This window comes from Pelolinea submarina (assembly GCF_003966975.1).
Lineage (GTDB): Bacteria > Chloroflexota > Anaerolineae > Anaerolineales > Anaerolineaceae > Pelolinea > Pelolinea submarina.
This window is the reverse complement of the sequence record NZ_AP018437.1, coordinates 52,266-66,117: the sequence shown is the minus strand read 5'-3', so window position 1 is coordinate 66,117 and position 13,852 is coordinate 52,266. Positions and strand designations below refer to the sequence as shown.

Sequence of the window (13,852 nt, the reverse complement as noted above, 5' to 3'; positions counted from 1 at the left end):
CCTAGAACTCAATAATTTGATAACCTGTCACATTAATCACGTCTGTCTGCGCGAAGTGGGTCATAACGCCCCCGGGATTGAGATAATCATGGGTATGCCCATGCAGGTGGTACCTGGGCTGGAAAACTTCCAAAAACCAGCGAAAGGCTTTGATGCCCTGGTGCGGCAAATCTTCCTGGTCATTAATGTGCCAGGGCGGGGCATGGGTAACGAGGATGTCCAGGAAGCGGCTCTCCCGCATGTAGTTGATAAATAACCCCGGAACCATCTTGAATACCATTTGCCACATTTGAGCCTGGCTGTATTGGTGCGGGCCATAGTTGTACAAGACGCTGCCTTCAATACCGGCCAGACTAATCCCACTCTGAGTATGCAGGATCTTTTGGTGCAGATCAATAGCGCCCTCAGGAGCGGTGCGTTGATGCTTGTCGCTCATTTCCACTTTGTGCGCATGGTTGCCGCGTACATAGTACAGGTCTTTATTGGTCATGCTGACAATGTATTCAAGGTAGTAATAGGGTAGATCGCCGCAGCTGATAATGAAATCCAGATCTTTGAATTTCTCTCCGCCAACGGCGCGATAGATGTATTGGGATTCAACGTCGCTGACAGCCAGAAGTTTCGTCATTGGGTTTTACTGCTTTCTTCATCTTCCAGTAAAGCGACTGCTACCGCGCTGGCGTATTCGCGTGTGTGGCTGATGCTGATTGAACACTGCTGCATACCCATTTGGTTGGCAAGTTGAAGCGCGCTGCCATGCAGGTCTGCCTGCGGCATGCCGTCAGCGGTATGGTGGATTTCAACCTCCTGCCAACTGACCGGGCCGATGCCGCAGCCTAACGCCTTGACGATGGCTTCCTTGGCGCAGAAAATACCGGCCGCGGCTTCAAAACGCTTGCCGATGTATTCGATTTCTGCCGGCGTGAAAACCCGTTCGTAGAAACGGCTCAGGATTTCAGGATTGAGCTGCCTGAAACGTGCGATTTCTACTAAGTCAAGGCCGGTAATTAATTTCATATCTATAGAATATCATCTCCTGGGCCAGAACTGGCGATAATCAGGCGATCCGGATCCAGATAATTGCGCGACGCATTCAGGATATTTTCTGGCGTAATGGCTCGGATGGTCTGTGCGTAGCGCTGGTAGTAATCCAATCCCAGGTCAAATCGTTCCATCGTGAGAATGGCATTGGCCAATCCGGCATTGGATTCCAGTGAGAGCGGTAGGCGTCCAACCAGGTTGGATTGGGAATCATCCAATTCCTCGGCGCTGACTGCTGATGAAACGTACTTGCGGATTTCCTCGCGGATCAGTTCAATGGTCTTTTGCAGGTTTTCCCCGCTGGTTCCGGCACTGAATTCCCAGCTGCCGCTGTCCGTCCACGAAGTAACGCTGCTGGAGGCATAATACGCCAATCCGGAACGGGTGCGCACGCTTTCGCCAATGCGCCCCATCAGGCCGAACTGGCCCAGGATGTTGTTGCCCAGATAAACCGGCAGGTAATCTGCCGAGGTGCGCTGCGGTCCGCGTGTTCCCATTATCAGGTCTGCCTGGCTTTTATCTTCCAGGTAGCGGTGCTTGCGGACGAGTCCTTGGGGCGGGTCGGGGATTATCAATGCGGGCTGCGGTTGGGCACTGCTGTTTTCCCAATCGGAAAAATATTTTTGCGCCAAATCCTTAACCTGACGGCTGTCCACGTCGCCCACGACGACCAGAACCATATCCTTGGGAGAATAATACTGGCGGTGGAATTGCTGCAGGTCTTCAACAGAAATTCGCTGAATAGTCTCCGGATAACCATCGGTCGGTAACCCGTAAGGATGATCCGGGAAGAGATATTGGTCAAACAACAGCGAAGCTACCTCGCCGGTGTCCTGTTCGCGGATGGCTAAACCGGCCAACAATTGGGCGCGCATGCGTTCAAAATATTCCGGCCGGAAAGCCGGTTGGCGCAGGCTTTCGGCGCTCAGCAAGAGTAAGGTTTCAAGGTCTTCTGCCAGTGATCGTCCGCGGAACCAGGTATTGTTGGCGCCGCAGCTAAAACTCAAACTGGCGCCGCGATTTTCCAATTCCTCGTGGAATTCTTTGAACCCGTGATTAAGCGTGCCGCGGGATAACATGCTGGCGGTGAAATGCGCCAGCCCCAACTTGTCCTGTGGATCCAGGTTGCTGCCGCTGTTTAATAAACCAACCATATAAACGGAGGATACGTTGGCGTTCTTATAACTTAAGATCGTGATGCCGTTTGCCAGCGTGGCACGTTGAATGGATTCAGGCCCCGGCAAATTGTTCCAATTGATGTTGTTTGTGGCCATTCTATTTTCCGTTCTCTTTTGGATGGTAAATTCCGACAATGCGCTGTTCCCTGTTCAGGTATTTGCGCGCGGTTTGCATCAATTGACCGGCATCTACTTTTTCCAGATTGGGAATGTATTGGTTGAACCAATTTGGGTCGGCGAACATGCTGGAATAACCCAGCCAGAACGCTTGATTGGTGATATTCTCGCTGCCGTAGGCAAACAGTGCTTTGGCCTGTTTGATGGCGCGCTGAATTTCCTCCGCGGGCACTTCGATATCCTGCAGGCGTTTGATCTCATCGTCGATCACCTGCAGCACTTCTTCCTCCGGCTGGCCGGGCGGCAGGATAGCTAGGATATCGTATAGATAGGGGTCTTTAGTGGCTTGCAGGCCGCCTGAAATACTCACGACCTTATCCCGCTCAACCAGTAGTTGGTATAAGCGGCTGGTTTTATTGGAGATGCTGCCGCCGCCGAACATATCCAGCGATGAAGGTCCGGTCAACAGGCTGTCCAGCACCATTAAGGCGAAGAAGTCCGCATCCCTGGCAGCCGGTGAGCGATAACTGACTTGCAGGTAAACAGTATCACCGGGACCTTCCATATCAACCCGGTGAGAGCCTTCCAATGCGCCTTCCGGTTCGGGGATGAAAGTGTTGTTGTCGCGCGCTGGAATATCACCATATAGTTCTTCGATACGCCGCAGCACGGTGGGGGTGTCGAAATCGCCGGCTAAAGCGATCACCGCGTTGTTGGGGGAGTAGTGTTGTTTGTAATGCCCGTAGAGCTGCTCGCGTGTGATGGTCTCCAGGTCTTTGCGGAATCCGATTACCTGGTTGCGGTAGGGATGGGCTTTGAAACCCAGAGCATTCACAGCTTCACTCAATCGAAAGAGCGGCTCGTTCTCGTTGCCTTCGCGTTCCGAAATGACCACCGTGCGTTCCAGTTCAGTTTCCTGCGGGTCAAAATTGCTGTTCACCATGCGGTCGGCTTCCAGGTCAAGCGCGATATCCAATTTGTTCGCGGGCAGTGTTTCCAGATAGGTCGTCCAATCCAGCGAGGTCAGCGCATTCCAGAACCCGCCGTCGCGCGAGATGGCCTGGTCCAGCACGTTTATGGGATATTTTGGCGTGCCTTTGAATTGCATGTGTTCCACCCAATGCGAGATACCGGTCTTGCCGGGAACCTCGTTGCGTGAACCAATACGGTACCAGATCCAGTGGCTGACCAGTGGGACGTGGTGAATTTCTTTGGTCAGTATTGTCAGTCCGTTATTAAGTGTATTTGTTTGTACTTGCTGATTCATCGGTTAAATAGCTTCACTTTGGTTTATAGAATTGCAATAGTATAGCTGAATTTAACCACCAATTAAATAGATATAAGTTTGTGAATTATAAGAAATGCGGAGGAACTAATCGTGGATGCTTCTATGTTCGGTTAAAGTGGTGTGCGTGCCGTTGAAGAGCGGGCTGCGGGCGTAGGGCAGCATCATCAGGATGCCGATGGCGATGAAGGCCTCCGCAATTTGGAACCCGCGGGCCTGCCATACACCGAAGTAGGGAATATGTTCGGGGTAGGGATGGCTGCCTAATCCGAGCACGTCTGCTAATCCGGAGAATACCGCGACGATGTAGCCGGTGCTGATGATGCGGATGCCTAATTCGGCGGCAATGCTGCGTTTTCGGCCTTTCCACAACCCGTTGATGCTGATATACCCGCCGATGCACATGACGGCCAGGCCTACCAGCATAACCGAGATCTGTACAAAACCGAGCACCGGGCTGCGGTCCAGTAAAAACATTTCTGGTTTTACGCCGATCAGGAAAATCAGGAATCCGCTGACAACAACGATCAATCCGAAACGGATGCGTTTGAGCGGAAGATTATATTTCTTCTTGGTTATGATTTCTTCAGGCATTATTTTTTAGAAGATGCGCAATGCCCTGATTCACTTCAGGCCTGTTCGAAAACTGGGTACCATCAATTGTCAGGAAAATATAAGCGTCTGGTTATTCCCCAGACGCTTCGGTATCTTCTTCAGTATCTTCTGCAGGCGCTTCGGCTTCCGGCTCTTCGGCAACTTCTTCGCTTTTAGCTTCAGGTTCTTCAGGAGCGGGTTCGCTCTTCGCCTCTTGCTCTTCCGGAACGATCTTAATATCCGAACCTTCCAGTTCTTTTTCGAGCATCTTCATGTCCATATCTGCAAAGGCCAAAGATTCGACGCGGCGCAGGCTCAAACCGATGCGATGGCTTTCCGGTTCAATCTTGATGATGCGCAGTGTGACTTTGTCGCCTTCGTGCAGGATCTCTTTGGGATGACCGATGTGTTCTTCGGACAGCTCGGAGATGTGGATCAGGCCTTCGATGCCGCTATCCAGCATGGCAAAGGCGCCGAATTTGGTCAGGCGGGTGATTTTGGCTTCCACCAACTGGCCGACTTTCAGGCTCTTGATCTGATCCTGCCAGGGATCTTCCATCAGACGTCGGATGGAAAGGCCGATGTGGCGTTTCTCTTCGTCGATGCTGATGACTTGGACTTTGACTTCCTGTCCAACTTTCAATTCATCGCCTGGATGGCGGATGCGGTCCCAGGAAATTTCACTCAGATGCACCAGGCCGTCGGCGCCGTTGATGTTGACGAAGGCACCGAAATCAGCGAGAGAAGTAACACGGCCGGTCTTGATATCGCCGACTTCCAATTTCTCGATGATCTTGTCGCGAATGGTGTCGCGGGTTTCATGAGAAGCGGCTTTTTCGGAGAAGATCAGGCGGCGTCTCTCCTGATCGACTTCGATGATTTGCATGGTGACTTCTTCACCAATCATTTCACCAAAACGTTTCTCGGCATTTTCGCCGCTGAGTTCCATGCGGCGGGAATAACTTAATTGTGAGGTGGGGACAAAGCCACGCAGTTTGTCGAAAGAGACCAGCAAACCACCACGGTTGTAGCCAACCACTTTGCCGGTAAAAGCTTCTTTTTCTTTCATAACGGCTTCGGCTTTTTCCCAGCTTTCAGCTTCCAACGCGCGGATGTATGAAAGAATCAGGTTGCCGTTGTGATCTTCGGGGGTGATGACATAGACAGGGATATCCTGCCCAACTTCCATTGAAGCAAATACGTCGGGTGGGATCAGTTCAAATTCTTGGCCGTTGATAATGCCTTCTGATTTTGCACCGATACTGACCATGATCTGGCCGGGCGCAATACTGGCAATCGTGCCTGTCTTGATCTCGCCGGCTTGAGGTAATTCCAGGCCCAGCCCCTCGCTTTCCAATAAAGAGCCCATGGTAGTGATTTCTTTATTGTCTGATTTGTTTTCTCCTGTGGCTTGGATTCCGTTTAGTTGGTCCATATGATTATTAAATGCTCCAATACGATGTGATAGTACGTGATTATAAGGGGTAATGAATAACTTGGCAACCCCGCCATTTTCATTAATTAAGGAATGTAGATTGTAATAGCTTTATTTAATGCTTTTTATGCTTTTTCCGCTTGGCGTTTTTGGCTTGCCCATCGCTGGTTTTCTGCGCGGCGCCGGTGTTTTGAGCGGCTGGCGCCTCGGCGTTAATCGTCACGGGTTTGGCCGGCTGCAAACGGAACATGCGGCTGATCACACCCATGCGAATATCGGCAAACAGGTCTTTGAAAGCATCCGTGGAGCGGCTCTTATACTGCACCAGCGGGTCCAGTTGCGCGTAGGCTTCCATACCGATTGAGATGCGCAGGGCTTCCATACGCGTCAGCTGTTCGATCCAAAGATCGGAAATGGAACGCAGCAAAATGTGGCGATAGATGGTCTGCTGTACATATCTGCCGAAAGTTTTAATGGCTTCCGGATTGTTTTCATCCAACAGGGTCTTCAATTCTGTGTTTTGAAGCATTGCTTGCGCTTGTTCATCCATGAATGGCGCCAGGTTGGCGCGGTAATCCTCCGGTAAATCCTTGTACCATTGGATATTTTCTGAGACGCGTTGGATTTCCATCTTGCCCCAGATATACTGCATCTTGACCTGGATTCCTTCCAGGTGTTCAAGAATGTCCGCTGAAATTTCTTCGGGATCTTCGTTTTCAAGACCGAGCGCGGCCAGATAAATGTAATTCAGCAGGGATATGCGTTTGTTGACCTTTTGGCGTGTGCGCGGATCAATGGCTGCCTGAGTGCCGATGGATATACCGGTGGCCAGCTCATCCAGGTTGAATCCCTTGCCGGTTTCCTGCTGCTTGCGAATCTGGGCTTTGATGTTTTGCTGGATCTGGCTTTCTGGTTTGTGCAGCTGCGCCAATTTGTCCTGGAAATTCTGGTCCACTGCTTCCAGCAGGCGGTTTTCAATGCTGATCCAATCCATGGCCGCTAATTGATCCAGATCGACAATTAACCGGCCGTTGATGCGCCGCTCGATAGTCATTATCATGCGCGACAAAACGATCTTCAACAGCGTTTCTTCCACCAGCGTTCGCAGGATCACGGGCATTTCTTCCGGATCCTCTTTGATGGCTTGAGTAGTACCGCTATCCAGGTTGAGTTTCAGGTGCACCTGGGTCTGCAATTCGTTGAAGAATTCCTTGGGGGAAGATTCGAATAACTCCTCGTTGTTTTCCAGGAAGATATCCAGGAGATCCAACCGTTCATCGGCCTGCGGGCCAAAACTGTCTGCCGTGCGCTGGATGAAACTGCTGGTTTGGTTGCGTACATGCCGGCTTTCAGCCTGGATGGCGCGTTCGGCTAAATCAACCAGCCCGTTTTCCACCGCGGCTGCATCCTGCAAATCAGAAATGGATTCTTCCAGAATATCGTGTATCAGTGAAAGCGTATAGGAAGGCAGGTTCTCGCCAAATTGGGGGTAGAAGATGGTAGGTTGGATTTCTTCCAGGAAAGCCAGCAATTTCCACGGGCCTTCTTCGTCCTGGAGCGCATCCGGAATACGCCGCTGCAGCTCGGTGTGCAGCATGCTTAATACATCTTCTTCCAATTCTTCCTTGACCAGCACCCGATCGCGTTCGTTGTAAATCCGTTCGCGCTGATCGTTGAGGACGTCATCGTAATCCAGCAAGTGTTTGCGGATGTCAAAGTTGTTGCCTTCCACGCGTTCCTGGGCTTGTTCAACCAACCGACCGAGCATTTTGCTTTCCAGCGGAATGGAGGGGTCGATATTGAACATGCGCATCAGGTTTTCGGCGCGTTCTCCGCCAAACATGCGCATTAACTCATCTTCCAGGGATAGATAGAAGCGCGACGAACCGGGATCGCCCTGACGGGCGGCGCGGCCGCGCAGCTGGTTATCGATGCGGCGGGCTTCGTGCCTTTCAGAGCCGATCACATGCAGGCCGCCTAACTGGCGCACGCGGTTCATATTGTCTAAAAACGTCAGGAAGGTTTGGATAGCCTCTTCGGCTTCTTCATATTCGGAAACCGGAATTTGCCTTAATTGTTCGGCCATTTCGGCGTTGCTCAGGCCGTAGGGATCAATCCCGCGGGCGTTCAGGTACTGGCGCACTTCCGAAAGCGTGCTCTCCTGGATCTCGCCGCCCAGCTTGATGTCCACACCGCGGCCGGCCATGTTGGTGGCGATAGTCACTGCGCCGTAAGCGCCGGCGTCCGCGATGATTTGTGATTCCTGGTCGTGTTTACGCGCATTCAACACCTGGTGCTGGATGCCGCCGCGCACGGTTGTTTCCAACCGCGGCATGAATTCTTCCGGCAGATTCAGATACTCCAAAATCTCGGCCAGATTCTGCGGGGAATCTGGGTTGATGGATTCCATACCGATGCCTCGGGCAAAACGCCGCAGTTCATCCGGCACAAGGGCCTGAACGGGTTGGTTTAGAAAATCCAATTCCGGGATGACCTTTTCCGGTGATTTGATGTCGTTTTTCTTCATCCAGCCTTCTCTGACGAGCAGTGCCATCAGCATGCGCCGCAGGGACTCCCCGGTTAGTCGGCTGGAAAGCAATTCGGAATGTTCAATCGAGGTAGTGCCGACCAAAATGGGGCGGCCGATCACGTGGAATTTCAGAATTTCCAGAACAATGGCTCGCAGCTTGGCTTCTTCTGTGCGATAAACCACATCGTGGTAATCCTTTCGCTTCCAATAGAGCGGTTGCTGCTGTGGGTCGCTGCCCAATGCGTAGTAGGTGAAGGTATAGCCTTCTTCATCCTTGTCCTGGTAGACCTGCAGGTCTTCCTCCGGCCGGCTGGCGCGGTAATCCAGGTTGGTGGGCATTTCGATAGCGTCCAAATCATAGATGGTCGAAAACTCTTCCGCTTCGGTCAGCGCTGTACCGGTCATACCGGCCAGTTTGTCGTATTTACGGAAGTAATTCTGCAGCGTGATGGTAGCGTGGGTAATGTTTTCCGGGTTAACCTTCACGCCTTCCTTGGCTTCCACGGCCTGGTGCAGGCCTTCCGACCAGCGCCGTCCGGGCATTAAACGGCCGGTGAATTCATCCACAATAATGACTTCGCCGTTTTGGATGATGTAATCTTTGTTTTTCTTGTAAAGCAGTTGGGCTTTAAGGGCCTGTTCCAGGTGGCCCAGCAAACGGGCCTGTTCCGGGGTGATATCCTCCGGACGATCGGGATCGCGCAGCGGTGTTTGCAGTAATTCCTCCACATGCGTTTCGCCAATCTCGGTCAACGCTACGCTGCGGTCTTTTTCATTGAAATCGTAATCTTCGGGGGTCATCTGGCGTACGACAGCCGCCATGCGGTTGTACCACTCCACGTCCTCGGAAGCCGGACCGGAGATAATCAACGGGGTGCGGGCTTCATCGATCAGAATGTTATCTACCTCATCCACAATCGCGTATGCGTGTTCGCGCTGTACGCGGTCTTTGAGGTTCATCACCAGATTATCGCGCAGGTAGTCAAAACCGAATTCGTTATTGGTGCCGTAGGTAATATCGGCCGCGTAAGCCTCGCGCCGGTATACCATGCGCAGTTGATCGTCCTCTTCGCGGGGATCGCGTTTTTCCAAATCTACTACAAAGGCAAAGTGAGCGCTTTCTGTGCGGCTGGACATTTGCAGCACGCCGACTCTCATATCCAAATATGCGTAAATCGGCGTCATCCAGCGCGCGTCGCGCCGCGCTAGATAATCGTTAACGGTAACCAAATGGGCGCCCCTGCCGGCCAATGCGTTCAGGTACAGCGGCAGCGTGGCCACCAGAGTCTTGCCTTCGCCGGTGCGCATCTCCACGATTTTGCCCTCGTGCAGGAAAATACCGCCGATCATCTGAATGTCGAAATGGCGTAAGCCGGTGGTGCGCTTACTGGCCTCGCGTACAGCCGCGAAAGCTTCTACCAGAATGTCGTCCAGCGTTTCACCGTCGGCCAGGCGCTGACGGAACAGAGCCGTCTTGCCCCGCAATTCTTCCGGGCTGAGCGCTTCATATTCGGATTCCAGTAGGTTGATTTGCTCGACCAGGGGAGTAACCCGGTCGATTTCGCGTTTTTGAGGGTCTCCCCCAAGAGCTTTAGCGATATTCTTGAACATAGCGGTACCTTTCGCAGCGATTATAGCATAGCGCTTTATTAAGCATAAAAAGGCGTGGAACCCACGCCTTTATTTATTTTCTAACGAAAGTTGGCTGAGCTGGTCGAAGCCAACAACATAATCGGCAATAGTTTTCTCTGATATGAAAAACTAAATATGGATAGACTTTCCTTCAACTGCTTCTGCCGCCTCCAGAATGACTTCGCTCAAAGTAGGATGCGAATGGACATTGTGCGCGATTTCCTCCGCGGTCAATTCCATGCTTTGGGCTAAGGTCAGCTCAGGCAGCAACTCGGAGACTTCGGGGCCAATCATGTGCGCGCCCAGAATTTCGCCGTACTTGGCGTCGCTGATGATTTTGACGAAACCAACCGTCTCTCCCAACCCCAAAGCTTTGCCGTTAGCCTGGAAGGGGAAATTCCCGACCCGGATTTCTTTGCCGGCGGCTTTGGCTGCCGCTTCGCTCATGCCGAATGAGGCAACCTGCGGTTGGCAGTAGGTGGCATGCGGGATATTCAGGTAATTGATTGGCGTGGTTTTCTTGCCGGCCATGGCATCACCGCACAAAATGCCCTGGGTGGAAGCCACGTGTGCGAGCAGAACCTTCCCGGTTACGTCGCCGATGGCCCAGATGCCGGGGACGTTGCTTTCCATGCGGTCATCGACCTGTACATTACCCTTGGCGTCCAACTTGACGCCTGCTTCTTCCAAGCCCAGTCCGGGTGTGTTGGGACGGAAGCCAATTGCGACCAGGGCCTGCTCGGCTTCCAATGTTTTTTCTTCGCCTTCGGCGGAGACTTTAACCACTACACCGGTTTTGCTTGTTTCAACGGATTCTACTTTGTGCCCGGTTAGCAGCTCAATACCGCGTTTCTTGAAAGCTTTCGCCAGTTCTGCGCTGACTTCTTCATCTTCAAGCGGCAGCACGCTGGGGAGCATCTCAACCATGGTCACTTTCGCGCCGTAGGAGCTCCACACGGTGGCAAATTCCGCGCCGATGGCGCCGGCGCCGATGATAATCACAGATTCGGGCAATTTTTGCTGCAAAATAGCTTCTTTGTACGAAACAACGCGTTCGCCGTCCGCTTTCCAGGCAGCCGGCATGACCGGGCTGGATCCGGTGGCAATGACAATGTTCTTGGCGCTGAGTTGTTTGGTTGCGCCTTCGGCATCGGTCACGTTGACTTGTTTAGCGCCGGTGATCTTGGCTTCACCCATGTAAACATCCACTTTGTTCTTCTTCATTAAGAAGGAAACACCGCGTGTAAGCCGCTGGGAAACTTCCCGGCTGCGTTTCACTGCCGCGCCGTAATCGAGACTCAAATTATCAAATGAAATTCCGAATTCAGCAGAACGTTCACGCAGCGTGTGCGCAAGTTCGGCATTCTTTAATAGAGCTTTTGAAGGGATACAACCTACATTGAGGCACACGCCACCCAGCCATTGTTTATCGACGATTGCTGTTTTTAAACCGTTTTGTGAAGCGCGAATAGCGCAAACATATCCACCGGGGCCTGCACCGATGACGACAACATCATACTCGTTCATTTACACCTCGTTAACATAATCAAATTGTTTTCAATAGTATTAATATATCGGTATGTGCGACCATTATATATCTGAATGGTATTATAAATATATCGAAGAACATTTCGCACAAACGTTATATTAAAAAAGAAATGTTTATTGACTTTTTTTTTGATGAGGATTAGGATAAACGGTCATTAATAAACTGAAAAACTGGTAATGCGTAAATGAAACAAAAAGTAATTGAAATTACAGACGAAGTAAATCCGCAGCAATCATTGGAAACAATTCTACAGCTTGAAATTGAAATGGCTGAGAAAATTGCATCAGCCAAGGAAAAAGCTGACCAAAAAATCACAAGTACGCAAAACAGCACAACGGATCGCAAGACCCAAATCATTGAGGATGCGCGTAAAGAACGTGATCGTATGGTCAAAGACGGTATCGCCAAGGCTGAAAAAGAAGCTACCGACCGCGTTGCAAAAGCAAAAATCGAAGCAGGGAAATTTGAGGAAGTGGGGAAGAAGTTCGAGAATGAGGCCGCAGACAATATCCTGAAATTGATTTTTGGCACTGAGAACCAGGAGGAAAAATGATCCTTGAGATGGATCGCGTTCAAATTTGGGGGATGAAAAAATACCTGGAAAAGGTAATTCCGATTTTGCATAACTTTGGAAAGATGCAGTTGGATGACATCCGCAATGTACCGGATGCCATGGTGCAGCCTTTCTCATTGACAGAGGAAATGCAAAGCGAACGCGAAGAGGTGGATATCCTTATTGCCAGTATTAATGGATTAATTGAGCTCTTTTCCACCCTGGTTAAAACAGAGGCACAAGCTCCCCTGACCAAAGACGACGATATTCTGGGAATCAAAGGCAAAGTAGCCGACGTAACCGCCCAGGTTCAGTATCTGAACAACAGAAAAAAGACTATCCAGGATGAACTGATTTCATTGTCCAAATACAATGAAATGCTTAATGTGATTGCCCCGGTTATGCCGCAATCCTCCAAGAAGTCGGGCAACGCTTCAATCCGCGCGCTGGTGCACACTTCTCAAATGCGGGCCATGAACATGCTGGCGCAGCAATTGAAATTGATGACGCGCGGTAAATTCGAGATGATTTCTGTCCGAGTGGGGGAATCCACCAATGCCATTATCGGTATTTTCCCACTGGAAATGATTTCACAGGTTGAGTCTTTCATGAAAAATGAAAAGGTTACTCAACTAATCCTCCCGGAAGAATACGCTTACTTGAGTACGGATGAAGCCGTACAGCATATCGGTAAAAAGGTTGAGCTGGACCATCAGGAATTGGATGAAATTGACGCGCGGCTGGAACGTATTGCAGCCCAATGGCTGCCGCGCTTGCGCACCTGGCAATTGGTTTGCAAAGACCGTGTCGATGAATTTGAGGCTTATTCCAAATTAGGCGAAACGGAATACACTTTTACGATCTTCGGATGGGTACCGGCAGAAAATGTTGAAGAACTGCGTGGTATTTTCGCTTCCAATTTCAATAAAAATGTGACCGTGAATGTGATTGATATTCCCAAAGAATTGCGTGAAACCATTCCGGTGGCAACCCAAAACCCTGATATGGTGGAACCCTTTGAGAACTTCGTAAAAATGCGGGCAGTTCCGAAATACAGCGATGTGGACCCCGGCACACTGGTGGCTTTCTTCATGCCCCTGTTCTTCGGTATGATGGTTGGCGATGTGGGTTACGGGATTATCATGCTGGTTATTTCGCTATTGGTGGGCAAGAAAGTTAAAGCAGGCTTGATTTGCGATTTCCTGAAAGCGCTGAAATGGGGAGCGCTTTGGTCGATCCTGTTTGGCGTTTTGTATGGTGAATACTTCGGTACGTTGGGCGAGGTAGTTGGCTTGAAACCGATCTGGTTCAGCCGTTCAGACTCCGCGAACTTTACCACGCTGTTGATTATGGCCCTGGCAGTGGGTGTAGGCCATATTGTGCTGGGCCTCCTGATAGGTGTATGGAACTCAATTGTGCAAAAAAGCCGCAACCATTTTTTGGAACGGGGCGGCACTTTGGTGGCCCTGGCAGGCCTGTTCCTGCTGGGATTTTCGCTTATTCAGAAATTACCGGACGGATACTATATTTCCGGCTGGATCATTTTAGCTGTGGGTCTGGTTGCCATGGGCGTCTCAATGGGCGGCACTGGTATTATCATGGGCCCTATTGAATTTGTGGGGGTCATCGGAAATATATTGTCTTATCTTAGAATTGCGGCGCTGGGTTTGGCCTCAGTTTTCTTGGCGAAAGTTGCCAATGATATGGCCGGCATGGTCGGCAGCGCGATAGCTGGTGTGGTGATCGCCTTGCTGATCCATTCATTGAACCTGGTCATGGGAATGCTCAGCCCGACAATTCAAAGCCTTCGTTTGCAGTACGTGGAGTTTTTCAGAAAGTTCTACGAAGGCGGACAATCTTCTTTTTCACCATTCAAAAAGAGGATTAATGTAGTTTTCACACCATCAAATTTTAAGGAAATGAGTAAGGAGTAATAAA

The 13,852-nt window shown here is 50.8% G+C and carries 10 protein-coding genes; 2 read left to right on the top strand and 8 right to left on the bottom strand.

Annotation, left to right across the window (positions count from 1 at the left end; genetic code table 11):
• Position 1: 1 nt before the first annotated feature.
• The 8 genes from Pelsub_RS00330 to lpdA all read right to left on the bottom strand — a co-directional run bounded on the left by Pelsub_RS00330 (position 2) and on the right by lpdA (position 11,339).
• Positions 2 to 628 (bottom strand): metallophosphoesterase family protein, encoded by a 627-nt coding sequence (locus Pelsub_RS00330; protein ID WP_116225089.1) that lies wholly within the window; start codon positions 626 to 628, stop codon positions 2 to 4.
• On the bottom strand, positions 625 to 1,017 hold the full coding sequence (gene acpS / locus Pelsub_RS00325) for a holo-ACP synthase (RefSeq protein WP_116225088.1): 393 nt from the start codon (positions 1,015 to 1,017) through the stop codon (positions 625 to 627). Before acpS ends, Pelsub_RS00330 begins: the two co-directional genes overlap by 4 nt.
• Positions 1,018 to 1,019: 2 nt before the next feature.
• On the bottom strand, positions 1,020 to 2,315 hold the full coding sequence (locus tag Pelsub_RS00320) for a M16 family metallopeptidase (RefSeq protein ID WP_116225087.1): 1,296 nt from the start codon (positions 2,313 to 2,315) through the stop codon (positions 1,020 to 1,022).
• 1 nt (position 2,316) lies between these two features.
• Positions 2,317 to 3,603: a M16 family metallopeptidase gene (locus tag Pelsub_RS00315; protein ID WP_116225086.1), complete on the bottom strand. Its 1,287-nt coding sequence runs from the start codon at positions 3,601 to 3,603 to the stop codon at positions 2,317 to 2,319.
• A 105-nt stretch (positions 3,604 to 3,708) separates the two neighbouring features.
• A complete protein-coding gene (locus tag Pelsub_RS00310; RefSeq protein WP_116225085.1) occupies positions 3,709 to 4,215 on the bottom strand; it encodes a hypothetical protein in 507 nt (168 codons plus the stop codon).
• Between the two features lie 91 nt (positions 4,216 to 4,306).
• Positions 4,307 to 5,650, bottom strand: a complete 1,344-nt coding sequence (locus Pelsub_RS00305) for a 30S ribosomal protein S1 (protein WP_116225084.1) — start codon at positions 5,648 to 5,650, stop codon at positions 4,307 to 4,309.
• Positions 5,651 to 5,765: 115 nt separating this feature from the next.
• Positions 5,766 to 9,791, bottom strand: a complete 4,026-nt coding sequence (locus tag Pelsub_RS15925) for a preprotein translocase subunit SecA (RefSeq protein ID WP_198418374.1) — start codon at positions 9,789 to 9,791, stop codon at positions 5,766 to 5,768.
• A gap of 150 nt (positions 9,792 to 9,941) precedes the next feature.
• Positions 9,942 to 11,339 carry a dihydrolipoyl dehydrogenase gene (lpdA, locus tag Pelsub_RS00285; RefSeq protein ID WP_116225083.1) on the bottom strand — a complete coding sequence of 466 codons (1,398 nt, stop codon included), beginning with the start codon at positions 11,337 to 11,339 and terminating at the stop codon, positions 9,942 to 9,944.
• 206 nt (positions 11,340 to 11,545) lie between these two features.
• Between lpdA and Pelsub_RS00280 the strand changes: the two genes are divergently transcribed.
• Together Pelsub_RS00280 and Pelsub_RS00275 are read left to right on the top strand one after the other, a co-directional pair.
• The gene (locus tag Pelsub_RS00280; RefSeq protein ID WP_116225082.1) at positions 11,546 to 11,914 is read left to right on the top strand and encodes a hypothetical protein; all 369 of its coding nucleotides are present in this window, start codon (positions 11,546 to 11,548) and stop codon (positions 11,912 to 11,914) included.
• Positions 11,911 to 13,848 (top strand): V-type ATP synthase subunit I, encoded by a 1,938-nt coding sequence (locus tag Pelsub_RS00275; protein WP_116225081.1) that lies wholly within the window; start codon positions 11,911 to 11,913, stop codon positions 13,846 to 13,848. The genes Pelsub_RS00280 and Pelsub_RS00275 overlap by 4 nt, the downstream gene beginning before the upstream one ends.
• Positions 13,849 to 13,852 lie beyond the last annotated feature (4 nt).

Coding starts and splice junctions, on each gene's coding strand:
- Pelsub_RS00330 (WP_116225089.1), bottom strand. CDS start 628: ATGACGAAACTTCTGGCTGTCAGCGACGTTGAATCCCAATACATCTAT.
- acpS (WP_116225088.1), bottom strand. CDS start 1,017: ATGAAATTAATTACCGGCCTTGACTTAGTAGAAATCGCACGTTTCAGG.
- Pelsub_RS00320 (WP_116225087.1), bottom strand. CDS start 2,315: ATGGCCACAAACAACATCAATTGGAACAATTTGCCGGGGCCTGAATCC.
- Pelsub_RS00315 (WP_116225086.1), bottom strand. CDS start 3,603: ATGAATCAGCAAGTACAAACAAATACACTTAATAACGGACTGACAATA.
- Pelsub_RS00310 (WP_116225085.1), bottom strand. CDS start 4,215: ATGCCTGAAGAAATCATAACCAAGAAGAAATATAATCTTCCGCTCAAA.
- Pelsub_RS00305 (WP_116225084.1), bottom strand. CDS start 5,650: ATGGACCAACTAAACGGAATCCAAGCCACAGGAGAAAACAAATCAGAC.
- Pelsub_RS15925 (WP_198418374.1), bottom strand. CDS start 9,791: ATGTTCAAGAATATCGCTAAAGCTCTTGGGGGAGACCCTCAAAAACGC.
- lpdA (WP_116225083.1), bottom strand. CDS start 11,339: ATGAACGAGTATGATGTTGTCGTCATCGGTGCAGGCCCCGGTGGATAT.
- Pelsub_RS00280 (WP_116225082.1), top strand. CDS start 11,546: ATGAAACAAAAAGTAATTGAAATTACAGACGAAGTAAATCCGCAGCAA.
- Pelsub_RS00275 (WP_116225081.1), top strand. CDS start 11,911: ATGATCCTTGAGATGGATCGCGTTCAAATTTGGGGGATGAAAAAATAC.